The sequence below is a fragment of the Psychrobacter sp. MF31 genome (genome assembly GCF_012847335.1).
Taxonomy (GTDB): Bacteria; Pseudomonadota; Gammaproteobacteria; order Pseudomonadales; family Moraxellaceae; genus Psychrobacter.
In genome coordinates, this window is record NZ_JABBDX010000001.1 from 196,035 (window position 1) to 222,088 (window position 26,054).

Consider the following 26,054-nt stretch of genomic DNA (forward strand, 5'->3'; position numbering starts at 1 on the left):
AAAGCCTTTCAATTCGAAAGGCTTTTTTTATTGGCGATCAAAGCGATTTTAATGATGGCTCATGCCTTGATGATCACTTGATGGGCTGTGGTCTTCAGGCATTTCCATAGCATTTGCGTCATGATTTGAATGACTACTCATGTCATGGCTCATTTCATGATTCATGGTCGACCCCATATCCATACCATGCGACCCGTGACCGCCGTGCATGTTACTCATGGCAATAGGAACAGCAATAACGGCAACGCCTGAGAGCATCATAATCGCGCCATTCATTTGCCGAAGCTTCAAGCGTCCAATTTGATTTCGAAGCCAACCGACGGTTTCATGAGTGGCAATAAGCATCGGAAGGGTTCCAAGACCAAAGGCAAACATCAACATCGCCCCTGAAAGTGGACTGTGACCCACCACCGCGATTAGCAGCGCGCCATAAACCAAACCGCAAGGTAAAAATCCCCAAAGCAGTCCAGCACTGAGCGCCCGTGGGTAAGTGTTCAGCGGAAATACTTTTTGGCGGATCGGCGCAAGCTTTTGCCAAAACTTCATCCCTAATCGCTCAAGCTTATTTAAAAAAGGCGCCCCAAGCATCACCATGCCCACAAATACGAGCACCAATCCCAACAAAATCCGTGGCAAGTTGTTATCCGCAATCAATGGCGCCAGCACTGTTGTGCCAACAAGCCCTGCAATCAAGCCAAGGGTTGCATAGCTTAGCAGCCTGCCTAAATGATAGGTTGCAACCAAGGCACGGCGTTTTTTTGCGGTGAGGTCTTGCATCGACATCCCAAACGCGCTTATCAAACCGCCGCACATACCAAGGCAATGCGGCGAGCCAAAAAATCCCATCAACACCGCAGCAACAACTAACGCTAGGGTCACAATACCTCTCCTCATCAATGGGTGATATTAAAAATTGAATGGTTTGAAATAAAGGTTTGCTTAATTTGCTATTTTTTAACGGATCATAAATCGCTAGGATTTGTGATCCTCTGTTGAGGAAGAATTTGAAGGTGGGTGATCAAAGGCTTGCAACGTTTGTCGGCGCTCTTGGCGGTCATCTAAAATGATACGCTGCGAGGCGTTGTCCAAATCCTCAAATTGGTTGGATTTGACCGCAAAGCGAACCGCCCAAATCGCCACCACAAACAGCATGAGGCTAAGCGGAATTAATAAAAAGATACTAAGCATAAAACACTCCCTCATTGGCAGTAACTATAATTATACGCCGATTGGGGAAAAAAGTCAGAATTATCCCTGAGTTTGTCTTGACAATACGGTTAAAAGATAGCTTTATCTCAATTAACAATCACCGCTAAAAAGTCTTTACTGCTTGACCGCGCGGGGTTTTAAGCTCAGCAATGCTAATATTGTCGGTCTCGCGGCAGTCTGCTTGGGGTCGCAGCACATCGCGAAGATACGCCGCAAGCTCATAAACGGCGCGCCGAGAGTGGCTTAAATTTTGCGCAGGTTCGCGCCAATCAAGCGCTACGGGCAGTGGCGCGCTCAGGGGCGTCACATTGATATTATTAAGTGCAAATTGCCGCCGCGCCCGCGCCATATGATAAGCATCAGTAATCAGATAAATATGATTCAAAGGGATTCGTTTTGCCGTAAATCTGGCATTTTCGCAAGTGTTCATGCTGGCGTTTTCGCTGATGATGCCGCTTACGCCATGCGCCAACAGCCACTTTTCAATCCAAGGCGCTTCAGCACCACTGAGCACCACGGGCAGCGGCAAGTCATGATAAGCGGCGGCAGCGGTTCGCGCGCGATTTAAGGTAAAGTTATTAAGGATGATTTCGTTATTATTGTCATTGGTTAAACCCCCGCCAAGCACCACGTAAGCGGTCGGCGGCGAGCTGATTGCCGCCCCCGTCATGGTAGGGATGGGCAAATGATCGAGAACATAAATCACTGATTTTGCAAATAATGGCGTAAATAAGCTGGCAATGACCAAAATAACGGTCGTTGTTCCCACCACAAAAATCACATGAATGATTTTAAAAACTTTAATCGTTCGTTCCGCTGAGCGCAGATAATAGCGCCAAAGCCGCTTTGATAATAGCGACTTGGGCTTATTTGCCCGATGCTGCGATTTAAAGCGCATGACCGCCGCGTCCTAAACTGCCATTTTGATTGACCCAAACTGGCTCACGCGAAATGGTAATGCCAAATTTAGCTAAAACTGTTTTAATAATAAAATCTTGCGCCGCTGCCACCTCGTCTTGGGTCGCGCGAAATGGCGCATGATTGGTCAATACTAGTGCTTGCTTGTCATGCGTTAAAATAGGAGCAATGCCGCCACCTTTAAGTCCTGCCTGATCGATCAGCCAGCCGGCGGCAATTTTCACCTGATTTTCTGGCATAGGATACGAGGGCAACTTTGGAAATTGTGCCTTTAACGCATCAAACTGCGCTTGAGAAATCACAGGATTTTGAAAAAAACTGCCGCAATTGGGCAACACTTTAGGGTCAGGAAGCTTTTGCTTACGGATATCAATGATCGCGTTCATCACATCTAATGGCGTAGGAGCATTTCTGTCGTTTTTTTCTGCCAAACTTTGGGCAACGGTTGCCACATCGCCGTAGCTTGTTAAGATCTGTTGCTCATTTTTATGAAGGACAAAGCCAACTTTGGTGATAATCCAGGTATTTGGCTCGCGTTTAAAAATACTGTCGCGATAGCCAAATTGGCAGTCGTCTTTTGACAGCGTTCGCCAAGATTTTGACGGGATATGAAACGCGCGAACGTGAGTTAGGCAATCTTCTAACTGAACGCCATAAGCGCCAATGTTTTGCACGGGAGCGGCGCCCGTAAGCCCCGGAATCAGCGCTAGGTTTTCAAGCCCAAACCAGCCTTGATTGACCGTAAATTGCACCAAGTCATGCCAGTTTTCGCCCGCCATGACTTCGATTTCAATACGGTCTGCCGATTGCTTTTGCGTCGTTATCCCCATCATTAATGGTCGCAGGACGATCGCATCAAGAGTATTTGGGAGCAAAACATTACTGCCGCCCGATAAGACAAATAAAGGCTTTTGGTCATCAAAGGCTTTAAAAAACGCTTCCAGTTCTGCCTCAGAAGTCAGCGTCAGCACTTGATTGGCTTGACACGACAATGCCATGGTATTAAGCGCAGACAAATCGTTAGTGCTTGCCGTCATTTTGTTCAGACTTTGGGCAGGCGAGCGGGCATTGTCATCAATACGCAACGCTTGAGTCATAAATCGACCTTTTAAACCTTTGTTAAACCATAAAAAATCAGCAAGCTTTGGGCTTACCTGAGCGCGGTACAAAATAGGCTTAATGAACCAGCCAGCTATCAACCCAAGCTTTTGCGCCCGATTCAACGCGCTCAATAACCGCTTCAAACTCATCGCTGTCGCCATGATACGGATCGGGAACATCATCACCGCCAAAAGTTGGGTCTTCTTCGCTAAATAATGCCAATCGGGCAAGCGGTTTGTCATCTGTAAGCTTTGATTTAATCGCTTGTAAATCTTTTAAATTTTGTTCATCCATTGCCAAAATTAAATCGAAATCATAAAAATCTTGCGGTTTGATTTGGCGGGCGACCAACTTGCTTAAATTGTAGCCATGGGCTTTAGCGTGGCGCTGCGAGCGCTCATCAGGGGCATGACCAATGTGCCAATTACCCGTTCCTGCCGAATCGACTTTTAACGAAATCCCAGCAATCGCGGCTTGCTGCCGCAATACCTCTTCTGCAGTCGGGGATCTGCAAATGTTGCCAAGGCAAACCAAAAGAACGGAGGAGGGCGTGGAGGGCTTAATGGGCATAGCTCACCTGTAATCGACAATAAAAAAAACATGCCAAAATAGGTCAAAAAATCGGCGACCTATTTGCATGCAAGATTTGGGCTACTAGCGTAACGATTAATGAGAAAAATGGCAAGGTTCTTCTTTTTATGGCTGAAGATAAATCAATGACAAAATTGCATAATAATCAATCATGGCTGTCTTTAAAGCGCTGTAAATCTCGGCGCTGCTTTTTATTGGGGCGATTGTCAGGTCGGGCAAGATTAGCAAGTTTGCGCTGCTCGCTAAAATAAGCGCGGCGCTCGATGCTGCTTTCTGTTTCAGAATACAGCACTTGAGCGGTGGTGGCATTGCCGCGCTGAATGGATAACGCCTCAACGATGACCACTTTTTCCGTCATCGCTGTTGCCGAGCCTTGGCGGATGGTCAGCTCATCACCAACGGCAATTTCTTTGCTGCTTTTAACGCGGCTGCCACCAAAATGAACGCGACCGCTGTCGATGGCTTCTTTAGCAAGAGTTCGGGTTCGAAAAAAACGCGCTGCCCAAAGCCATTTGTCCAAACGTACTTTGGCAGGCGTCGCATTATTTTCTTTGGTTGTTTTATTGGTCATTCAAACCTCATTTTGGCAAAATACCTTTGATAGTTATCTTGAATAATAATGAGGTTTTATTTGCAAATTAAAAGAGCATTTGCGGCTAAATGACCTTAAAAAAGGCTATTTGCACCACTGCTTTTCGCAAGGAATGCCATCGTTGTTGCCATCCATTTGCGTGTTAGGACAATGCTGTAAAAAATAGGTTGCTTCCTCGCAAGAAGTCATTTGCGAACAATGCTGGCGACCATCGCAGCTAAATTTAGATGAAATCGGGCTATTAGCGCTGTTGGTGTTGGTACTTAATGGAGCAGGGCGATGGTCGTTATAAGATGGCGCAATATTGTCCACCTCTTCAAGCGTCAATTCAGAAACTTGCGGTGGGTCAATAGGATCAGGCTGTTTTTGAAATTTTTGATAGCCATAAATTGCTAAAATTAATACGACGGCAATAATTAAACTGTTTTTCATGTCATCTCAACAAAGATCGCGCAAAATGGCTAACAAAAATCCTATTATAACATTTTAAAAACAGCTATTTTAAAAACAACTGATAGCCAATATTGTCGCTGACCATCGTGCATTGATAGCCAATATCAAGAAGCGCATCTTGAAGTTGCCGTGAGTTGCTGGGCGAGGCTTGCAGCCCTACCAAAACGCGACCTTCTGCCGCCCCGTGGTTGCGATAGTGAAATAAGGTAATATTAAAATCATTACCAAGCTTTTCTAAAAAACTAAGCAGCGCACCGGGGCGCTCAGGGAAAGTAATTTTTAACAATTGCTCATTTTCAACGTGGGCATGACCGCCGATCAAATGGCGAATGTGTGATTTGGCAATTTCATCGTCGGTCAAATCATAAGCGGTATAGCCGTCATTTGCTAGCTGATTGCTGATAGTTTGGCGCTCATTTTCGCCGTCTTTTAAGGCAATACCAACAAAAATTGCTGCAGGTTCCATTGAATCGGGCGATAAGTTATTGTCCGCACGGTAGTTAAATTCGGTGATATTTCGACCTTGAAGGCTGCGGCAGAAGTTTAAAAACGCGCCAGTTTTTTCAGGGATGGTAACCGCAAAAATGGCTTCTTTTTTCTCACCGATTTCGGTACGCTCGGCAATATAGCGCAAACGGTCAAAATTCATGTTCGCGCCGCAAATGATACCGACGCAGTTTTTATCTGTTAGATGATGCGCTTGGATATATTTTTTCATTCCGGCAATGGCAAGCGCGCCTGCCGGCTCAACGATGCTGCGATTTTCTTCAAAAACATCTTTGATGGCGGCGCAAACTTCATCATTGGTGCAAGTAACCACTTCTGGGTCAACCACTGCGCCTGAGCCGTCGCTTTTTTGCATTCGAACGACATCAAACGGCAATTTGCCAATTTGCGCGACCGCCACACCATCGGCAAACAGACCAACTTGTGGTAGTCGAACGCGCTCGCCGGTGTCAAGCGCCGCTTTTAAACTTGCCGCCTCGCTTGCCTCCACGGCAATGACTTTAACATGCGGGGCAACTTCGCCCAAAAATGCCGCAACGCCCGAAATCAACCCGCCGCCGCCGACGGCAACGAACACATAATCCATGTCGCGCCACTGCTGGGTCAACTCAAGGGCGATCGTACCTTGACCGGCAATCACAAGCTCGTCATCGTAAGGCGGGATAAAGGTTAAGCCTTCGTTTTCGGCGCGAGCCATGGCGTAGCGGTTGGCATCATCAAAGCTGTCGCCAAACAAATCAACGTGACCGCCAAGGGCTTTGACTGCATTGACTTTGATGTCAGGCGTTGTGGTAGGCATGACAATGATGTTATTAATTTTTAAACGCTGAGCGGAATAAGCCACGCCTTGAGCGTGGTTGCCGGCGGACGCGCAAATCACGCCGCGTGCTTTTTGCTCATCGCTTAACTGGCTGATTCGGTTATAAGCGCCGCGAAGTTTAAATGAAAATACCGGCTGCAAGTCTTCTCGTTTGAGGCGAATGTCATTGCCAAAGCGCTGGGTCAATTTCGGCGCCGCCTCAAGTGGAGTTTGAATGGCGACATCATAAACGGTGGCTTGCAAAATAGCCCGAACCCAGTGCGATAACATATCGGCTCCTCATTGTAAAAGCAAAAAGATTAGCCTATGCTCATTTTTCTTATCTTGCAAGGCGCAATTGCAGTTTTTGTGCTCAAGATTAGACACAGTGGTTAGAAAATAATCTTAAATTGCCTTACTATGTTGCTAATATTGAGCGATTGCAAATTATTAAAGCAAGGATAAGTTGGTCGAGCTGTTCTTAAACGAATAAATAAAAATCAACCTTTTTAAACTCTCAAAACTTAGGGCATAAAACCATGACGCCACTGATTTATCATAACCCAAAATGTAGTACGTCTCGAAATGCGCTTGCCATCATGATCGCCTCTGGGGAGCCGCCAAAAGTGATAGAATATCTAAAAAATCCGCCCAATCGTGATGAGTTGGTTCAGCTGCTGACCGCCATAGATATGACGCCGCGAGCGCTGCTACGAAATAAAGAGCCACTTTATCAAGAGCTTGGTTTGGACAATCCGGCATTGACCGACGATGAGATTGTTGATGCCGTCATTGCGCACCCTAGATTAATGAACCGCCCGATTGTGGTCACCGATAAAGGCGCAGCGTTGTGCCGACCGTTAGCGCGCATTTTTACTTTATTGGCAAATCCCGTAAGCCAATTTACCAAAGAAAACGGCGAGGTGATTTATCATGATTCACATGAGCTTTGAGTAGTCTTTAATTGATATTTTAAGCTAGATTTAATAAGTTTTATTGGTTTTATCAAGGTTGCTTCATGCTGGCTTTCGTTATTTTTATTTTGACGCTGATTTTGGTCATTTGGCAACCGAAAGGCTTAGGAATTGGTTGGAGTGCATTAGGCGGTGCGCTGACAGCGCTGATTTTAGGCGTGGTTCAGTGGGCAGATGTGGGGGTAGTCTGGCAAATTGTTTGGGATGCCACCTTAACTTTTGTGGCGCTGATTATTATCTCACTGGTTTTGGATCAAGCAGGGTTTTTTGGTTGGGCGGCTTTGGTGGTGGTCAATTGCGCTCAAGGTCGCGGTCGATGGCTGTTTTGCATGATCGTGCTGTTGGGCGCGCTGATATCGGCGTTTTTTGCTAATGATGGGGCGGCGCTATTGTTAACGCCGATCGTTATTGCTATTTTACTTCGGTTGGAGTTTTCGCCTGCTGCCGCTTTAGCTTTTATTATCGCCACAGGATTTATCGCGGATACCGCAAGCTTGCCGTTCATCACTTCAAATTTGGTAAATATTGTAAGCGCCAATTATTTTGGTATTGGTTTTGGGCGCTATGCTCAGGTGATGCTGCCGGTCAATATCGTCTCGGTGATGGCTACCCTTGTCGTGCTTTGGGCAGTCTATGGTCGAAAGCTTCCAAAACATTATCCCACAAGCAATCTGACCCCTCCTGAAACGGCGATTGTTGATCCGCTGGTGTTTAAAGCCGCTTTTCCGCTATTGACCGTATTGCTTATAGCATACTTTGCAACCGAGGCATTAGACGTTCCTATTGCTGTAGTGACGGGGATCGCAGCGCTGATCTTGCTTGCAGTGGCAAGTCGATTTTGGCAAAAAGGTCGCGGCGCTGTGATTTCGGTGAGCGAGATTTTGCGGCAAGCGCCTTGGCAAATCGTGTTGTTTTCCGTTGGGATGTATTTGGTCGTTTACGGTTTGGGAAATGCCGGATTAACGAGTTTCGGCGCGCAATTGTTAACTTGGCTTGGCACTCAAGGGGAAGTTGTGGCAACCTTGGGAACGGGATTTTTATCGGCTATTGTTGCCTCAGTCATGAACAATTTGCCATCAACGCTTGTGGGAGCGCTTGCGATAGATAGCGCTCAAGTTCCGGCGGCAACTCGAGAGCTGATGATCTATGCCAATGTCATCGGTAATGATTTGGGACCTAAATTTACCCCGATTGGCAGTTTGGCGACCTTGTTATGGCTGCATGTGTTGTCAGAAAAAGGCGATCACATCAGTTGGGGTCAATATATGAAAGCAGGCTTGCTCATCACGCCGCCTATATTATTATTCACTTTGTTGGCATTGGTTTTTTGGCTTCCTGTGTTAAATATGGTTTAAGCTTGACCATTTTGCCGTTGATCGCGCCTTGACGCTGACAATCGCTCATGGCATCGGTTATAATAGCCGCAACGTTGACTTTTTATAATTTACCTTTATGTTGCCAAGGATTGATGATGAGTGACCAAAATGCCCAAAAGCAAGCCGCCGCGAAGGCTGCGCTGCGCTATATTGAAGATGAGATGATTTTAGGGGTGGGTACGGGCAGTACGGTCAATTGCTTGATTGAGCTGTTGCCCCAAGTGAACCTAAAAGGCGCGGTGGCAAGCTCCAAAGTCACTGAGGATAAATTGCGAGCGCTTGGCATTGATATTATTGATTTAAACTTTGCCGGAACGCTTGATTTGTATATTGATGGCGCGGATGAAGTGAACGCTGATTTGCAGCTGATCAAAGGCGGCGGCGGGGCGCTCACCCGTGAAAAAATCGTCGCGGCAGCATCAAATAAGTTTGTTTGCATGGTGGATGCCAGCAAATCTGTTGAGGTGTTAGGTCGCGCCTTTCCGGTTCCGATTGAAGTGTTGCCGCAAGCGCGCTCGTATGTCGCTCGGCAATTAGTTGAGCTTGGCGGCGAGCCGGTTTACCGTGAAGGGTTTGTCACCGATTATGGCAACTTGATTTTGGACACGTATGACTTAGATGTCAGTAACCCAATTGCTCTTGAGCAAACATTAAATAATATCGTTGGCGTGGTTTGCAATGGCATTTTTGCTGCCAATCAAGCCGATGTGTTGTTAAAGGCAAGCTCGGCAGGCGTTGAAACAATTTTGCGTTAGTTTTGTTGAAATAGCTTTAACAATAAAAAAGCAGCCTATAAATTTGCTGCTTTTTTATTTGCTTGTTTTTTAAACAGTAGTAATTAAGCCAGCTTAATCTTATCTTTAAGCAAAAATTCCATCAGTGCTTTTTGCGCATGAAGGCGGTTTTCGGCTTCATCCCAAACGACTGATCGCGGGTCATCAAGCATATCAAACGAGATTTCTTCACCGCGGTGGGCAGGCAAGCAGTGCATAAATAGCGCATCCGGCGCGGCTTTATCAAGCAGTGATGGCGTCACTTGATATGGCGCAAATCGGCGCGCCCTTGTTAGTTGCTCAGATTCTTGACCCATACTTGCCCAAACGTCAGTGACAATAAGGTTGGAATCTTTTGCCGCGTCCTGAACATTTTCAACCCAGCTGACGCAATGCGAAAAGCGCTTCATGAGATCAGGATCCGGCTCAAAGCCATAGGGCGCTGCTACTCGAAGCTCAAAGCCAAACTGATTTGCCGCTTGCATGTAAGAGGCACACATATTATTGCCATCGCCCACCCAAGTGACGATTTTGTTTTCGATGCTGCCGCGATGCTCATAAAAGGTCTGCATGTCAGCCAGCAATTGGCAAGGGTGAAACTCATCGGTGAGCGCATTGATAATAGGAACGCTTGAATATTTGGCAAAGGTTTCGACTTTTTCATGCTCAAAGGTGCGAATCATGATGATGTCCACCATGCTTGAAATCACCCGCGCGGAGTCCTCAAGCGGCTCACCGCGACCAAGCTGAGTGTCTTTTGGGGATAAAAAAATAGCCTGACCGCCAAATTGACCCATTCCCGTTTCAAAAGAGATGCGCGTTCGGGTAGAGGATTTCTCAAAGATCATGCCAAGCGTTCGACCAACAAACGGCTGATAAATCTCGCCTGCATGCTGCATTTTGCGCAGCTCACAGGCGCGGTGGATCAAATCTTGCAGTTCAGTTTTGGATAAATCGGATAAAGTCAAAAAGTGGCGCAAACTCATAGCAGTCCTAGCAATCAAGCTCAGTCAAAAAAACGTCATCCCTTAGCCGCGCTGATTGTTGGCTTTTGAAAGTTGACGACAAACTTTTAGTATAGCGCAATTCATCGCAATGTAAACGCCCAATTTTGGTAAAGTCAAGCGGGGTAACTTTGCGTGTCGAAGCTCATATTTGGCTTAAGCGCTGGCTGCCAATCGGGTTGGTCGGCGGCTAAGCCTGCAAAGCAGCTCATAGCTGATGGTGTCGGCAAACCCTGCGACCTCATCGATATGCGGCTGCTGCCCCCAAAGTACCACGAGGCTATCAAGCGCGATGCTTTGGGTAATATGACTGACATCAATCACCATCATATCCATCGCTACCCGACCGACAATCGGGCACAAATAGCGCTGATTATCAAAGCTATTATGCAAGCAAACCACCGCATTGCTGCTGATACCGCGCGGATAGCCGTCGCCATAACCAATGCTGACCAGTGCCACGTTGGTGTCTTGATTAGCAACAAATCGGCTGCCATAACCGATGCCTTCGCCTTGGTAGATGGTTCGTAGCGCCATGATTTTTGCGCTAAATTCCATGACAGGTTTTAAGTTAAGCTCAGCCGCGCTTTGGTCAGTGACCGGCGAGCTGCCATAAAGCATGATTCCAGGGCGAACCCAGTCAAAATGATAAGGGGCAAAGTTAATAATCCCTGCAGAATTGCAAAGTGAGCCTTGGATATCGGGGTGGATATGGGTTTTTAAATAGGCAAGCATTTTGCAAAAGCGTCTGATTTGCTGAGCGTTCAGCGGATTTTGAACGCTATCGGCATTGGCAAAATGTGTCGTCAATACCAAGCGGTAACCGGCGTTATTTAGCTTAGTGGCAGCATCAATGATGTCGGCTTCATTGAATCCTAAGCGGTTCATTCCGGTATTAAATTTAAGCCAAACAGTTTGCGACTTGCTATTGGGCTTGGGCAAAACCTTAAGCGCCCAATCAAGCTGAGAGTGATGATGAATAACGCAGCAGCATTCAAAATCAAGCGCTTGTTGCCATTCATTAAAACAAAACACGCCCTCAATCAACGTGATAACTTTTGACCAGCCAAGCGCTCGCGCCTCCTTTGCCTCATTAAAGGTTGCCACCCCAATGCCGTCTGCCGATTGCAGCGCCGGTAGCGCCGCCGCTACGCCATGACCATAAGCATCGGCTTTGACCATAGCAAGCACCCGCGAGCTTGGCGCGCGCTTTTTGACTTCACTTAAGTTGTGGGATAAGGCAGCAGAATCAATGGTGACGGTGGCAGTGCGCATAGTTCACTTCTTATTAATTGGGGCAAATCAGGCGTCAAAGCGCTGACCTATCAGCGCAATTTACCATCCTGAGCGTTGAGGTTAAAGATCATGGGACGAAAAATTTTATAAAAATAAGTCATTACCGCTTTATTCATCATCAAAATTTGCGCTTTGATAATGCTCAGGGGTTAAGTTACTAAAGCGAGTAAATTGCCCCTCAAAGGACAAGCGAACCGTACCAATAGGACCATTTCGCTGCTTGCCAATGATGATTTCAGCAACGCCTTTTTGCTCAGAGTTTTCGTTATAAACTTCATCGCGGTAAATAAACATGATCAAATCCGCATCTTGCTCAATTGCGCCGGACTCGCGCAAATCGGACATGATCGGGCGCTTATTGGGGCGGTTCTCAAGGCTTCGGTTCAGCTGAGATAACGCAATGACCGGACACTCAAGCTCGCGGGCAAGCGCTTTTAAGCTTCGTGAGATTTCAGAAATCTCGCCAACGCGGTTGCCATCAAGGCTTGGCACTTTCATCAGTTGCAAATAATCGACGATAATAGCGCCGATTCTGCCATCATGATTTTTGGCAATTCGGCGGCAGCGTGATCGCAGCTCAGAGGGCGGTAGCGCCGTGCTGTCATCGATATATAAATGTTTGGATTGCAAATGCTGAATGGCATTCATCATTTTTGCCCATTCATCCTCGCTCATTTGCCCTGATCGCAGATGCGATTGGTTAATCGCGCCCCAAGAGGACAATAGCCGCATCACGATAGATTCAGCGGGCATTTCCATCGAAAACACCACCACCGGCAAATCTTCATTGAACAAAACGCTTTCGGCTAAGTTCATCGCAAACGTTGTTTTTCCCATTGAGGGACGCGCCGCCACAATCACCAAATCGCCTTTTTGTAGCCCTTGGGTTTTGTTGTTGAGCTCAGCAAAGGGCGTTTGTAAGCCGATCAGACCAAACGGATTGGCTTTGAGTTCTTGAATTTGATCAATAACGTTAGTGAGCACCGTTGTCACCCCAACAGGACCTCGCTGCTCGGCGCGTTTGTTGTGCTGCTCATTGATGCTAAATACGGATGCCTCAACGCTGTCTAAAATGTCGCTGACGCTGCGATCTTTTGGATTGTAAGCCAAGCTTAACATCTCGTTGCCCGTAGTGATCAGCTGACGCAAGGTGGATAACTCGCGAACCCTTTGCGCATACGCGGTCAGGTTAAATAACGTTGCCGGACTTTGGCTTAAAATGTCCGCCAAATAACTGTCGCCGCCTGCCAGCTTGAGTAATTTTTGACCTTCAAGCCAATCGTGAACCATTACCGTATCATAAGGCTCATTGACCGCCGCTAAGTGCATAATTGCGGCAAAAATATGCTGATGGCGCGCGGCATAAAAGTCATCTTTGGTCACGATATCCGCAATTTTATCAAACGATTCCTCAATGCTCATCAAGGAGGCAAGGAGCGCCTTTTCAATATCAATATTGTGCGGTGGCTGCTGACTTAGTAAGTCCTCAGAAGTGGTTTTGTCGGTCATAATGGCGCAATCTTTTCTCAAAATTTTAGGTCGCAAGATAACCTAAATGTATACGATTTTCTTAAATTTTGATGTTACAATCAAAAGCACAAGTTTAGCACAGTCTTCGCTTTTTAAAATTAGGATTTATCAAGCATTACATAATTTTTGCTAAGAATTTTGATTAAAATAGTAAGTAATTTATTGATATTTTTGATAAAATTTGAATTTTTTAAATTATTATAAAAAATATAATGTTATTGATTTTAACTTTTCCACAACTTTTTACTGATTAAAATAAGGTCAACTTATGCCGCCGTTACCATTATTGATTACCACAGGAGAGCCTGCCGGAATCGGCATGGATATCGTATTACAGCTTGCTGATTCTGGGCAACTAAAAACGGTCAATCGCCCGATTTGGGTGACGGCAGATGGGCTTGCTATGGAAGAGCGTGCGGCGCAATTGATGGCAAAAGGCGTGTTGTCAAGAAAGCCCATTTGGCAAACAGTTAATTTAAATGTCGCGCCTGCATTTGATGACTTTAATCGTATTGGCGCGGCTGATTGCGATTTTATCTTATTAAATGTTCCGGTTGCCGCGCCCGTTGTTGCTGGCATGATCAATATTAATAATGCCAAAATGGTGCTGCGTCAGCTTGAATTGGCGCATACCTTAGCGGCAAACAAACAAGTGGCGGCTATCGTCACAGGCCCTTTACAAAAGTCAGCGCTGATCGATGCTGGCATTAAGCTGCTTGATGGCACGATGTTCAGCGGTCATACCGAGTTTTTTATGCAGCAAAGCGGTTGCCAAAAAGTGGTGATGATGCTTGCCAACCAAGCGATGAAAGTGGCGCTGGTAACAACGCATTTGGCGCTCAAAGATGTGCCGTTTGCCATTACTAAAGACAACGTTCGCCAAACCGTTCAGATCGTTCTTGACGACATGCAGCGCAAATTTGGGCTACTGCGACCGCGCGTTTTGGTTTGTGGTCTGAACCCGCACGCAGGCGAGGGCGGTCATTTGGGTGTTGAGGAGATTGACACCATCAATCCAGTATTGCAGCAATTTATCGAGGCAGGTGCGGATATCTCCCTTGCTATGCCTGCTGATACTTTATTTACGCCGCGCCATTTAAGCAACTGTGATGTGGTGATTGCGATGTATCACGATCAAGGATTGCCGGTGCTCAAATCACATGGCTTTGGCGATACTGTGAACTTAACCTTGGGACTGCCGTATATTCGCACCTCAGTTGACCACGGAACGGCGCTTGATTTGGCAGGTCAGGGCAATGCAAGTGCCACCAGCTTATATCAAGCCTTAAAGATGGCAGACGAGATGGCAAGTAAAAGTATAAGCTTGGTTTAGTGTGATTGAGCATCGCTTTTGAGCGACCCCAATCGTCGTCACTGTCAACGGTAAGCTGTGATATACTACGCGGCTTCTAGCAAAAAGCGGCTGATTTAGTTTGAACGGATGAACGGCTATTGTAGTTTCAAAAAGTTTTAACCTTCAGCTCACTATTTATTTTGGCAACTTAAAAAAGATCAGTTATGAGTCATCCCACTTTTGATTCCCAATCGCTAAAACAAAGCCTGAAAGCGGCAAAGCATCAGCCGCGAAAGCGCTTTGGTCAAAACTTTTTACATGACAGCAGCATCATTCGCCAAATCGTGGACAGCATTCATTTAAACCGCGATGACAATTTGGTAGAAATTGGTCCTGGAATGGGCGCGCTGACCGAGCCATTATTGGCAGAAGTGGATGCGATGACGGTCGTTGAGCTTGATCGCGATTTGGCAGACAGCTTGCGAATTCGTATTGGCGCCAATAGCCATCCTAATTTTACCATCATCAAAGCCAATGCGCTGGCGGTCGATTTTAGCGAGCTTGCCAAAGATCGTGGTCGCTTGCGTGTGGTGGGAAATCTGCCGTATAACATTTCAACGCCGATTTTATTTCATTTGTTAAGCTTTGCCAGTAGCATTCAAGATATGCATTTTATGCTACAAAAAGAAGTGGTTGAGCGCATTACCGCAGACGTTGGCAGTAAAACTTACGGCAGATTGTCGGTGATTATTCAATATTATTGCGAAACGGAGTATTTATTAACCGTGCCAAGAGGCGCGTTTAACCCGCCGCCGAAAGTGACCAGCGCCGTATTTCGATTAACGCCTTTTCAAGACAAGCCGATTTGTGCGGAAGATGAGACGCTATTTGCTTTAATCGTTAGAGAAGCCTTTAATCACCGCAGAAAAACGCTGCGAGCGATTTTTAAAGGCTCATCCCTTTTACCAACGCTTGGCGATGATGATTTTGCTGCCTGCCAAATTGATCCGCAGGCGCGACCAGAAACGCTTGCCGTTCGCGATTTTGTAACACTGAGCAATCATGTTCAACAGTTGCAAAAAACGCTTGAATAACCTTTGGTTTAAAATATCACGCTCCTAAAAGTTAGCGTGGTAAACCATCCGCCGTTTTCATAAACGGGTATCAAGGTCAAAAAGCGGTAAACGTTTGCCGCTTGATAAAAGTTTCGCTGTTAAATTGAGAGATTATGAGTTTTCGTCATCAATACGTTATTGGAGATTTACAAGGTTGTCACGCCGCTTATCAGCAGTTATTAGCAAGCTTGGAGTTTGACCCTGCTCAAGATAAGCTTTGGTTTGCAGGTGATTTAGTGGCTCGCGGTGAGGATTCGCTCAATACCCTTCGCGATGTCAAAGCGCTTTGTGAGCAGGGCGCAGCGGCAACCGTGCTTGGCAATCACGATTTAAATTTGATTGCCGTTTGGCGCGGTGCGACCAAAATCCGTAAAAAAGACAAAACGGCGCCAATATTTTTAGCCGAGGATTGCGATGAGCTGCTCAACTGGCTTCGCCATCAGCCCATAATGGCGTACCCTGATGATAAAACGGTCTTGGTTCATGCCGGAATTCCGCCCAACTGGACACTTGATGAGGCGGAAGGCTATGCTCGGCAGTTGGAAGCTCAGCTAAAAAGCAGCCTTAATCAACTCGATCGCTTATTGCCGCATTTGTATAGCAAAACAGCGGATGAGTGGTCAAAAAATATTAACGGTTTTACCAAAATGCGCGCCATCGCCAACTATTTTACCCGAATGCGCCTTTGCAAAGCTGACGGCACGCTTGAGTTTAGTTTTGATTCAAGTCTTGATGATGCCATGCCCAAAGACTTTTTGCCGTGGTTTGAATGGCAAGTGCCGCGCTCGCGCAAGATTTTATTTGGTCATTGGGCGGCGCTCAAAGCCAAAGTTGATTTGCCAACGGCGCGCGCTTTGGATGGCGGCTGCGTTTGGGGCAATTATTTGGTGGCTTATCGCCTAGAAGATGAAAAAACCATCACCTCAAGCGCCAAATGCCCAAAACCGCGAACCAATAAACACTAAGATCATCATAAACCGCCATCTTGCTGATTAATCAGGAAGATTTGGCGGCTTTTTAGGTTTTGGCAATGGCGTTTTGGCATTACACGGGATCTCAGGATTGGCTTTTGAAATAGCCGCGTCCTCAGATTTTTCGTATTGAATATCTTCTAAATATGGCACGCTATTGAGCTCATCGTCATTTAACCCATCATCTAAATCGATGATTTTTTTTGGGGAGTCTTTGGTGAGCGCCGATAAGTTATGATCGCCATGGTTTTGAGTGATCTCATCGGACAACGTTTGGTTATAATGAATGTCCGTTTGCGTTTCTGCCGATTGAATGGATTGCGGCAATACCTGAACGTCGGATAGGCGTCTGACCACATAGTTATTAGGAATCGGCTTACCATTTTTTTGTGCCACATCTTCAAAAATCATATGACCTTGGCTGTTGATTCGCGCGTATTTCATCGGTTTTTCGCGTGGCCATAAAAAGTCAGAAGGGTGGCTGACCAAATGCGCAAAAATCAGTTGGATCAAGCGACCCCACTCCAAAAACTTCACATCTTTTGAGCGCAGCGCCACAATCAGAGCTAAGGTAAAGCTGACCATCAAGTTGACCAAACCAATCAGCGCGACGCCTAACACGGATATGATCACCAAAGAGGCGCTTAACTGATCAGGGGCAACGTTAAATAACCCATGAGCTAAGTTGGCTGAGGCAAAGGCAATATGGCGAATGTCGATAGGAAGCCCAAAGATAAACCCAATCGTCGCGGTACTTCCTAAAAATACCCCGAAAATAAAGTTGCCCATAATCGCGCCTAAGTTTGCTTCCACAAAATCGCCAAAGCGTTCGCGCCACGTTTTAGATAATAAGCGATTGACCAGCCAGTGGCGCTTGATTCGAGCGCCAATTTTATTATAAACCGCTAAGTTGTCGTAATAGCCGGCAATGAGTCCGGATAAAAACAAATATACCCCAGCGATGGCGGCATGTGGCAAGGCTAATGAGTGAATCGGGTCAAGCTCATGAAGCAAATGCGCCGCTTTGTCGGTATTGATCATCGGCGCGCCGGTATAGTGCAGCCAAAGAAACGAAATCAACAGCGCAACTGGCGCTGCCATCATGACGTTACCAATGATGGCGATAAATTGCGTTCGCATGATATCAACAATCAGCTCAGACAATTTGGTCAACTGATGCGACTTTTTACCAGAGCCACTTGAAATGGTTGAGGCAATGGCAGCGGCGGTCATGGCAGGCTGTTTGGTGGCAACCGTCCCATGAATAATGTGAATAAAGACAAATCCCAAGCCATAAATCATGCTGTTCACAAACGCTCGACCAATGGGCGCCAGTGCCAGCTGATAAGCTAAAATCTTAGTCGTTCCCATAAAGGCAATGACAAAGCCGCCGGTTGCTGCCATTTTGAGCATCTTGCGATAGCCGGCTTTGTCGGTGCTGATATAATGTTCACCGCGTCGGCTTGCGTTTTCAGTCACTTTTCGTGACAAAAGCTTGGTATTGTTGTCGATCAAATAAACGATACTATAGCGGCGATTGGCAGCAATGATTAGGGTTTGAATCAGCTCAATGATGGCTTTATCGCGCTTTTGCGAATTGATGGTCAATAAATCTGTCAAAATGCGCATGCGCTGAAGGCTTTGATCAAGCCTTAGCATCATATTGGTCGCGCGAATCGAAATGCCTGTTTTATAAATGCGCTTTCGGACGGTGGCAACGATCTCCTCACACTGCTCAAGCATGACCAAAAGCGGTGCGGGGTTTACTGCCTCTTCAGGGATGATGTCCGTTAACGTATCAAGCTCATGCGCCTCGCGATATTGGTTAACAAACAATACCGCTTCTTGGTTTTGCGCCACAAACGATGCTGAATAGTTCAAAATCTGCGGATAAGACTCCATCAAATCCGGATGCAGTCCCACACCAGTAATGCGATAAGATAAAATGACAATGGCATTTAAAATATTGTTTTTAACCGTTGCGACCAGATGCAAATGCTCATCTTTGACTTTTAGCAGTGCAATCAAAGTATCCCATTTATCAGAATCAATATTGGCAAGCCAGCGCTCATCAAAGCGATTGTCAAGCAAATAAGCGACCAGCTCGACCACCGAATCATCTTCAGGAAGCAGCGGCAAAAACCGGTGACCGATCAAGCGCCGAAGCCCACTAAAAAAGCCCTGATCCGACATAATTCCGGTATCAGTGAATAAAGCAATCTGGCGATACTGAATGATCAATTTGAGCACAAAGCTTGCCAAACCATCGGCATACTCAGGATGCGCTTGCAACACCTCAATCAGCTCTTGAATTCGCGCATTGGCAAGCTCAGGCTCTTTATCAGACGCGCGCAACTCATCCACCAAACGTTTAAGAACGGAAGCTTCAGGAACGTCGCTCAGCGCGGTAATCTGCTGTAAAATGCGTTTTATTTCTGACACCGAACACCTATTATTATTATGACTTGAAATTGTTATTGGCAGTCATTGTTGCCAACGTTTTCACTTATCATCCTTATAAGCTCACCGTATTCTAATCGGAATAATTTAAAAATGTTCAACTATTTTGTTAGCAGTTGCGAACGCCGCTGATTTTAAAGCGGATTTTGGGATAAAAAAGGACAGTTGCTACTGTCCTTATTTTTGAGAGTTTTTTACCTTAGCGCAACTAAGTTTAGCTTAACAATGAAAAATTGCGATAGCCCCATTCCAAATGGGATCAAGCCAAACGCAATCGCGGCATTAACGGATAGCTTGGCTAAAATAGTCCAAATCAAAGCTCATGATCGGATCGCTTCCTGCCTCGACCATTTTGGCATGTGCCTCAAGCCGTGGCAAAATCCGCGCGACAAAATAGTTGGCAAGCTTGGCTTTATTTTGATAAAAATCGCCCGCTTTGCCATTAGCGGCTTCCACCATCATGGCAAACATATAGGCGTAGCACAAATAGCCTGCTGCATGCATGAAATCGACCGCGCAGCCGTTGATCTCGCTTTTACGCGAGCCAATATTGCCAAGCACTGTTTGGGTTAACTGCTCAATGGTGTCCGCCGATTTAAGCGTTGCGGCTTTAATGGCATGATCGGCGCTCATAGTTGCCACAAAGCTGCGGATTTCATCTAAAAAGTTGAGCAGATATTTGCCTTCATTTTTTGCAACTTTTCGACCTAAAAAATCCAGCGCTTGAATGCCGTTAGCACCTTCATAAATCTGCGCAATTCGGGTATCGCGAACGATTTGCTCCATGCCCCATTCTTTAATGTAGCCATGACCGCCAAAAACTTGCTGACAATCTACAGTTGCCTCAAGCGCTTTATCAGTTAAAAAGGCTTTGGCAATTGGTGTTAATAGTGCCACGCGAGCGGCTGCCGACTTTGCCGCTTCCATATCGGTGCTAAATTTTTCGGTATCGAGCTGTTTGGCAACATACATAGCAAAGCAGCGCGATGCCTCACTATTGGCTTTGGCATTGAGCAGCATCCGGCGAACGTCAGCATGATAAATGATGGCGTCAGCAGGCTTTTCTGGGCTTTGGATTTGGGTATCGCTGCGACCTTGACCGCGATCGAGTGCATATTGCGCGGCGTTTTGATAGGCAAGCTCAGTGCCGCCAAGACCTTGAAGCCCCATAGTGACGCGCTCATAGTTCATCATGATAAACATCGAGGACAGCCCCGTGTTTTCCGCGCCAACCATCCAGCCTTGAGCATTATCAAAGTTCATCACACAAGTGGCGGATGCTTTGATGCCCATTTTGTGCTCAATTGACCCTGCTGCCACGTTATTGCGAGCGCCCAAGCTGCCATCGTCATTCACCAAAAATTTTGGCACTAAAAATAGTGAGATGCCTTTTGAGCCTTCAGGGGCGTTTGGCGTTTTAGCAAGTACCAAATGGATGATGTTTTCGGTTAAGTCATGCTCGCCGCCGGTAATAAAAATTTTGGTGCCAGAAATATTGTAACTGCCATCATCATTTGGCGTGGCTTTGGTTTTGATGATTCCCAAATCCGTTCCGGCATGCGGCTCGGTTAGGCACATGGTTCCCGACCAAATTCCTGAATATAGATTTTCTAAATATTTTTCTTTTTGTTCCTCACTTGCTGCCGCGTTTAAACAAAGCGTTGCGCCAACGGTGAGGTTCGGGTAGAGCGCAAAGGATTGGTTGGTGGTGAACATCATCTCTTCGGTCAGCATGGTGACCATTTTAGGAAAGCCTTGACCGCCAAAGTCGGGGTTGCCACCAAGACCAACCCAGCCGGATTCGGCGTACTGCTGATAGGCGTCTTTAAAGCCTTTAGGCGTTGTCACTACGCCGTCACCTTGATAGCGTGCGCCTTCGTCATCACCGGATTGGTTGATCGGAAGTAATACGTTTTTAGAAAATTTTGCCATTTCTTCTAAAATCATATCAACCGTTTCTAAATCGACATGAGTAAGATTTTCATTGTTTTGCCAAAAGCTTGGGGCGTCAAACACATCTTTTAAAATAAAGCGCATGTCTTGTAAGGGCGCATTATAATCAGCCATGAGAACTCCTTGGGATAATCAAAAAATCGAAAATTATTGTTATAGATAATTTAAAAGCAGTTTTAAAATAGTAGCAAATAGGCGCCGACTTTTATGTAGCGCTTCGTGACTGGGAATGTCAAAGAAAAGCGAACAAGGTAGCGAAAAAACGGCAACCTTGAAGGGTTGCCGAAATTTAACCTTTATCATGGCGACTTAAAACGCAAACTGATCCACATCCATGCTCATAAACGGCTCAACGCCGGTGGCAATTCGCTGAACGTAAGTGGTGCTTCGTGGCAAGAGTTTGGTAAAGTAAAACTGAGCGGTTTTGATTTTGGCATCATAAAACGCTGCTTCATCTGAGCCATTATCAATTGCGGTTTGCGCCACCAATGCCATCCGCGCCCAAAGGTAGGCAAGGGTCACATAGCCACTAAAGAACAAGTAATCGACCGCCGCACCGCCGACGGCTTCAGGGTTTCCAGTTGCTTGCATGCCAATTCGTGTCGTTAATTCGCCCCATTCTTTGACGTGTTTGGCAAGCGGTCGCACAAATTGCCCCATCGCGTCATTGTCCCAGTTGTCCTCACAGAACGTTTGGATGATTTGTACAAAGTTGGCAAGCAGTTTGCCTTGCGAGCCAAGCACTTTTCGACCGAGTAAATCGAGCGCTTGAATTTCGGTCGTGCCCTCGTAAAGGCAAGCAATTCGCGTATCGCGGACGTTTTGTTCCATGCCCCATTCGCTGATAAAGCCGTGACCGCCGTAAACTTGAACGCCGTGGTTTGCCGCTTCAAATCCAGTTTCAGTTAAAAACGCTTTGGCAATCGGGGTGAGTAAGGATAACATTTGGTCAGCAAATTCGCGCGCCTTGCCTTCGCCTTTGGCAACCGTATCGGCAAAGTGTGATAAGTAATAAACAAGGGCGCGACCACCTTCAGCAAAGGCTTTTTCGGTTAAAAGCATGTTGCGAACGGCAGGATGAACGATAATCGGATCAGCAGCTTTGTCAGGAGCTTTTGCGCCGGAAAGTGCGCGCATGGCTAAGCGGTCTTTTGCGTAGCTAAGTGAGCCTTGAAAGGCAAATTCTGCTGCCGTTAACCCTTGAACGGCTGTGCCAATTCGAGCAACATTCATAAAGGTAAACATGCACTGTAAGCCGCGGTTTTCAGGACCAATCAGGTAGCCGGTTGCGCCATCAAAGTTCATCACGCAAGTTGCTGACGCCTTAATGCCCATTTTGTGCTCAATTGAGCCGCAAGTGACGTTATTGGCATCACCTAAACTGCCGTCATCATTGACCAAAACTTTTGGAACGATAAATAATGAAATACCTTTGGTGCCTTTTGGAGCGTTTGGCAAGCGCGCTAGCACAATATGAATGATATTGTCAGTTAAATCATGCTCACCTGCGGAAATGAAAATTTTTTGACCGGTGATTTGATAGCTGCCATCGTCGTTGGGATCCGCTTTGGTTCGGATGATTCCTAAATCAGAGCCGGCATGAGCTTCGGTCAAACACATCGTTCCTGACCATTCGCCCGTGACCATTTTTTCCAAATAGGTGGCTTTTTGGTCATCTGTGCCATGGTGCTCAATGGTTTGGATCGCGCCATGCGACAGTCCGGGGTACATTGAAAACGACCAGTTTGCCGTTCCCATCATCTCATTAATGACCGTTGATACGGAAAATGGCAAATTTTGACCACCAAATTCTTCTTCAGCCGACAGCGCCGGAAAGCCAAGCTCGCAGTAAGCTTGATAGGCTTCTTTAAAGCCTTTTGGGGTAGTGACCGCGCCATTATCAAAATGGCAGCCCTCGGCATCGCCACTTTGGTTGAGCGGGGAGAGCTCGTTTTCAGCAAAGCTTGCTGCCATCTCAAATAGGCTGTTCATCAGGTCGCGATCAGTTTCTTGAAATTTGGGCAAAGATTGGTAATGACTTTCACTGTCAAGCAGCTCATGCATCACAAATTGAATATCACGAAGGGGTGCTTTATATTGCATGGACAATCCTTTATTCATCATTTTTTAGGAAAAATTAATCGTGGTCACCCCTGCCAAATGCAGCTTGAGTGACCACTAAGATGTATAAAAGATAGGTGGTCGGGAATAATTATACAAGGCTTGCTCCCAAACTGATAAGTCATCATCGCGCCTTGCATCTTTTCACTAAATTCCGTTATTGATGGCTTTTTTAAACTATAAAATTACCTATTATCAAGGGGTTAATGAATTTTAAAATTTTGAATCGTTTAAAAATTTTTCATAGTGCTGATGAGCGGCGCGTTGGTCAAGCAGCATTTTGGTGGCTTTTTCTGCGGTTACCGGATGGCTAAACCAAAAGCCTTGACCATAATTGCAACCAATATCTACCAAAATATCACGCTGATCTTGGGTTTCGATACCTTCGGCAACTGCTTTCATATTTAACGCTTTGGCTAAATCTAAAATGGCTTTCACAATCGCCTTTTGCGTTGAATCAACGACAATTTTGGAAGTAAAGCTTTGATCGATTTTAATAAAATCAAAGGGATATTCTTGCAAATAACTAAGTGAGGCGTAACCCGTACCAAAATCATCAAGCGCCAAACAAACGCCAAGCTCTTTGATCGCTTTGAGTTGAGATTTTACCTCGGCATGACGTAGCATCAGTGAGGATTCGGTGATTTCAATCTGAAGTCTATGACCAGAGATTTGATGAGTATCAAGCAAGGTTTTGATAACCTTGAAAAAATTAGGCTGGCTAAATTCGGCGGCATCGGCATTGATACAAATGTGCTGGGGCAGCTCTAATTTTTGCCAGTGCTGTAATTGCTCGGCAATTTGGCTTGCCATTTTATGAAACAGCTCAAATGACAATTTATATTTGGCAATGGCATCGATAAAAAAGGTGGGCGCAAGCAGTCCTTTTGTAGGGTGTTGCCAGCGCACTAAGGCTTCAAACCCAATAATCCTGCCCGTTGTCAGCTCAATTTTAGGCTGATAATAAGGAATAAATTGCCCTTTAATCAGTCCCAATCTAAGCTCAGCTTCAAATCCTAAGCTATAATCGGTGGTGATATTTAAATCAGGGCGATACCAATAGACGTCATCACCGCCTTGCTGTTTGGCATAAAGTAAGGCTTTTTCCGCTTTGCTCATCAGATCTTTAAGATGATTGCCATGGCAGGGCGCGTAACTGACGCCGACGGAAATGTGTAAACACAGCAAATTACCGTCAACAAGAAAAGGACATTCACAAAGCTGCATGATTAAGTCGAGCGCATTGTGAGCAAAATTTGCATCAGCAAACTCAAACAGTAAGCCAAAGTCATCGCCGCCAAAATGGGCAAAACAGTGCAATTGCTCAAGTTCTAGCGCGCTAAGCTCGTCTGAAAACTGCTTAATTAAATTATTGGTCGACTCCAAACCAAGCGTGCTAATTAAAATGCGATAGCGGTCGATATTCAAGCGAATAATCACCACTTGTTGATGGCTTTCATTGAGCAATTGGCTGGCTTGAGCTAAAAATACCTTGCGATTGGGAAGCCCTGTGATTTGATTGTAATTGTTCAGTTTATTAAGCTGATCTTTTTGCTGAGTCAGCTGGGCTTCTTGTTTGATAACATCCGTTTCATCGCGGATGATTCCGACGTAATATGCGTCACCTGCGATGATCGATTTAGAAAACATCAATTGGCAATTGATATTTTGCTCATAGCGCGTTGACATGACAATGCTTGACTGATAAACCTCATTTTCATTTAGGTTTTGAATGGCACTATTGAGCAATTGAAGCTCATGCTCGGGTAAAAATTCATTGTCATAAATGCCTAAGGGTCGCCCCAATAAAAACTCTTGACTGTAACCGATCAAGATTTCATGGGCGCGATTGACAAAGACATAGCGCAGATCGGCATCTAAAATAAGAATAGCGTCCTCTAAATCTTCACAAAGTTTGGCGAGCAACATGTGCTGAGTCGTTTTTGAAATGGGTTGAAATGTTGTCATCATTGGATCACCCTAAGTCAGAAGATTTGTTGGACGTCACTTTTTTACTACTTCATATTTATAAGTTTATGGTAACAGTTTGAGGGCATTTAACGTCGCCAAGGCTACCACAGGCGCCGTTTCAGTTCGAAGAATACGATCACCAATTTGCCATGGTAAAAATCCGCAACTTTCTGCAACAGTAAGCTCTTCTTCACTAAGCCCCCCTTCGGCGCCGATCAGTAACTGAACATAAGGCTTTGGTAGGCTAAGGCTGTCTAATAACGATTTTGGCAGTAAAGGCTGATTTGCTTTTGGAACACTTAGCACCAATTTTACAGTAGGACTTTGTACCAGCGGCTGATAATATTCATCCATGCTGATATCGGCAACAACGGGCGCCATCTTATTTGGCGCTAGGATCACATCCTCACCAAATGGCAATTGTAGCCATTCAGTGATTGGCATCGGCGCAATAATGAGTGGCACGCGATTTAGACCACATTGCTCACAAGCCGCAACCGCAACTTGCTGCCAATGTGCCAGTTTTTTATCAACTTGAGCTGATTTTAAATGAACCTCACCATGCTGACTGCTGAGTAGCCAAATGGCAGTGACGCCAAGCTCAGTTGCCTTTTGAATCGCATAATCCATGCGCTCACCGCGGCTCATCACAAGCCCAATCATCGTAACAATATCGGAATTACGATTTATATTTAAATGATCAAGAATCACTACCGCTGCGCTTTTTTTATCCAAATGGCTAATTTTTACCATTGTCTCGCCGCCAAACCCATCAAAAAGCACGCCTTCATCGCCAACTGCGGCGCGAAGCACTTTTATCCAATGATGAAAAATAGCAGAGGTTAGCGCAATTTCAGTGCCAATGGCTAAATCCGATAGCGCTACGGGCTTAGAAGTCAGCTCGACATCTGGGCTTTGAGAGTAAAAAAAACGTCGCACGATTACCGATCCTGTAAATATTTAAGCAAAATTAACCGCGTTGCGGCGATTATTATATATTAATTTATAGATTAAAATTATGGAAAAATGTTTATTTTTTAACAAAA

21 protein-coding genes and 1 pseudogene are annotated in these 26,054 nt (G+C 45.8%); 6 read left to right on the plus strand and 16 right to left on the minus strand.

The annotated features are described in order from the left end of the window. Positions 1-48: 48 nt before the first annotated feature. The 8 genes and pseudogenes from HF322_RS00835 to ilvA form a co-directional block, all read right to left on the minus strand. A complete protein-coding gene (locus HF322_RS00835) occupies positions 49-879 on the minus strand; it encodes a sulfite exporter TauE/SafE family protein (RefSeq protein WP_169391500.1) in 831 nt (276 codons plus the stop codon). A gap of 93 nt (positions 880-972) precedes the next feature. Next, positions 973-1,188, minus strand: coding sequence for a cbb3-type cytochrome oxidase assembly protein CcoS (ccoS, locus tag HF322_RS00840; RefSeq protein ID WP_169391501.1), 216 nt, complete (start codon positions 1,186-1,188; stop codon positions 973-975). 124 nt (positions 1,189-1,312) lie between these two features. Then, positions 1,313-2,107, minus strand: coding sequence for a YdcF family protein (locus tag HF322_RS00845; protein WP_169391502.1), 795 nt, complete (start codon positions 2,105-2,107; stop codon positions 1,313-1,315). Further along, a complete protein-coding gene (gene murB / locus HF322_RS00850) occupies positions 2,097-3,164 on the minus strand; it encodes a UDP-N-acetylmuramate dehydrogenase (protein ID WP_223193140.1) in 1,068 nt (355 codons plus the stop codon). The genes HF322_RS00845 and murB overlap by 11 nt, the downstream gene beginning before the upstream one ends. A gap of 139 nt (positions 3,165-3,303) precedes the next feature. After that, complete coding sequence (locus HF322_RS00855) at positions 3,304-3,798, minus strand: low molecular weight protein-tyrosine-phosphatase (RefSeq protein ID WP_169391504.1); 495 nt, start codon at positions 3,796-3,798, stop codon at positions 3,304-3,306. Between the two features lie 166 nt (positions 3,799-3,964). After that, entirely contained in the window at positions 3,965-4,390 is a 426-nt protein-coding gene (locus HF322_RS00860; protein ID WP_169391505.1) for an RNA-binding S4 domain-containing protein, read from the minus strand. A 105-nt stretch (positions 4,391-4,495) separates the two neighbouring features. Continuing rightward, positions 4,496-4,636, minus strand: a pseudogene (locus HF322_RS11600) (excalibur calcium-binding domain-containing protein); the annotation flags it as partial. Between the two features lie 271 nt (positions 4,637-4,907). Continuing rightward, complete coding sequence (ilvA, locus tag HF322_RS00870; RefSeq protein ID WP_169391507.1) at positions 4,908-6,461, minus strand: threonine ammonia-lyase, biosynthetic; 1,554 nt, start codon at positions 6,459-6,461, stop codon at positions 4,908-4,910. A 248-nt stretch (positions 6,462-6,709) separates the two neighbouring features. Between ilvA and arsC the strand changes: the two genes are divergently transcribed. The 3 genes from arsC (at position 6,710) to rpiA (ending at position 9,275) form a co-directional block, all read left to right on the plus strand. Beyond that, on the plus strand, positions 6,710-7,123 hold the full coding sequence (arsC, locus tag HF322_RS00875; protein ID WP_169391508.1) for an arsenate reductase (glutaredoxin): 414 nt from the start codon (positions 6,710-6,712) through the stop codon (positions 7,121-7,123). A 65-nt stretch (positions 7,124-7,188) separates the two neighbouring features. Beyond that, positions 7,189-8,499, plus strand: coding sequence for an arsenic transporter (locus HF322_RS00880; RefSeq protein ID WP_169391509.1), 1,311 nt, complete (start codon positions 7,189-7,191; stop codon positions 8,497-8,499). Positions 8,500-8,615: 116 nt separating this feature from the next. Beyond that, positions 8,616-9,275 (plus strand): ribose-5-phosphate isomerase RpiA, encoded by a 660-nt coding sequence (gene rpiA / locus HF322_RS00885; protein WP_169391510.1) that lies wholly within the window; start codon positions 8,616-8,618, stop codon positions 9,273-9,275. Positions 9,276-9,358: 83 nt separating this feature from the next. On the opposite strand, the gene argF is transcribed toward rpiA, so the two are convergent. The 3 genes from argF to dnaB form a co-directional block, all read right to left on the minus strand. Continuing rightward, the gene (argF, locus tag HF322_RS00890; protein WP_169391511.1) at positions 9,359-10,279 is read right to left on the minus strand and encodes an ornithine carbamoyltransferase; all 921 of its coding nucleotides are present in this window, start codon (positions 10,277-10,279) and stop codon (positions 9,359-9,361) included. 174 nt (positions 10,280-10,453) lie between these two features. Further along, positions 10,454-11,572, minus strand: a complete 1,119-nt coding sequence (gene alr / locus HF322_RS00895; protein ID WP_169391512.1) for an alanine racemase — start codon at positions 11,570-11,572, stop codon at positions 10,454-10,456. A gap of 129 nt (positions 11,573-11,701) precedes the next feature. After that, complete coding sequence (gene dnaB / locus HF322_RS00900; RefSeq protein ID WP_169391513.1) at positions 11,702-13,102, minus strand: replicative DNA helicase; 1,401 nt, start codon at positions 13,100-13,102, stop codon at positions 11,702-11,704. Between the two features lie 289 nt (positions 13,103-13,391). Here dnaB and pdxA point away from each other — a divergent pair, with 289 nt between their 5' ends. The 3 genes from pdxA to HF322_RS00915 all read left to right on the plus strand — a co-directional run bounded on the left by pdxA (position 13,392) and on the right by HF322_RS00915 (position 16,497). Further along, complete coding sequence (gene pdxA, locus HF322_RS00905) at positions 13,392-14,456, plus strand: 4-hydroxythreonine-4-phosphate dehydrogenase PdxA (RefSeq protein ID WP_169391514.1); 1,065 nt, start codon at positions 13,392-13,394, stop codon at positions 14,454-14,456. 185 nt (positions 14,457-14,641) lie between these two features. Continuing rightward, positions 14,642-15,511 carry a 16S rRNA (adenine(1518)-N(6)/adenine(1519)-N(6))-dimethyltransferase RsmA gene (rsmA, locus tag HF322_RS00910; RefSeq protein WP_169391515.1) on the plus strand — a complete coding sequence of 290 codons (870 nt, stop codon included), beginning with the start codon at positions 14,642-14,644 and terminating at the stop codon, positions 15,509-15,511. A 134-nt stretch (positions 15,512-15,645) separates the two neighbouring features. Beyond that, positions 15,646-16,497 (plus strand): symmetrical bis(5'-nucleosyl)-tetraphosphatase, encoded by an 852-nt coding sequence (locus HF322_RS00915; RefSeq protein WP_169391516.1) that lies wholly within the window; start codon positions 15,646-15,648, stop codon positions 16,495-16,497. A 27-nt stretch (positions 16,498-16,524) separates the two neighbouring features. On the opposite strand, the gene HF322_RS00920 is transcribed toward HF322_RS00915, so the two are convergent. From HF322_RS00920 to HF322_RS00940, 5 genes are all read right to left on the minus strand, one after another. After that, entirely contained in the window at positions 16,525-18,945 is a 2,421-nt protein-coding gene (locus tag HF322_RS00920) for a site-specific recombinase (RefSeq protein ID WP_169391517.1), read from the minus strand. Positions 18,946-19,245: 300 nt separating this feature from the next. Further along, the gene (locus tag HF322_RS00925; RefSeq protein ID WP_169391518.1) at positions 19,246-21,030 is read right to left on the minus strand and encodes an acyl-CoA dehydrogenase C-terminal domain-containing protein; all 1,785 of its coding nucleotides are present in this window, start codon (positions 21,028-21,030) and stop codon (positions 19,246-19,248) included. A gap of 195 nt (positions 21,031-21,225) precedes the next feature. Continuing rightward, the gene (locus HF322_RS00930) at positions 21,226-23,019 is read right to left on the minus strand and encodes an acyl-CoA dehydrogenase C-terminal domain-containing protein (protein WP_169391519.1); all 1,794 of its coding nucleotides are present in this window, start codon (positions 23,017-23,019) and stop codon (positions 21,226-21,228) included. 231 nt (positions 23,020-23,250) lie between these two features. Continuing rightward, positions 23,251-25,005, minus strand: coding sequence for a bifunctional diguanylate cyclase/phosphodiesterase (locus tag HF322_RS00935; RefSeq protein ID WP_169391520.1), 1,755 nt, complete (start codon positions 25,003-25,005; stop codon positions 23,251-23,253). Positions 25,006-25,071: 66 nt separating this feature from the next. Then, positions 25,072-25,947: a 16S rRNA (uracil(1498)-N(3))-methyltransferase gene (locus HF322_RS00940; RefSeq protein WP_169391521.1), complete on the minus strand. Its 876-nt coding sequence runs from the start codon at positions 25,945-25,947 to the stop codon at positions 25,072-25,074. Positions 25,948-26,054: the final 107 nt, after the last annotated feature.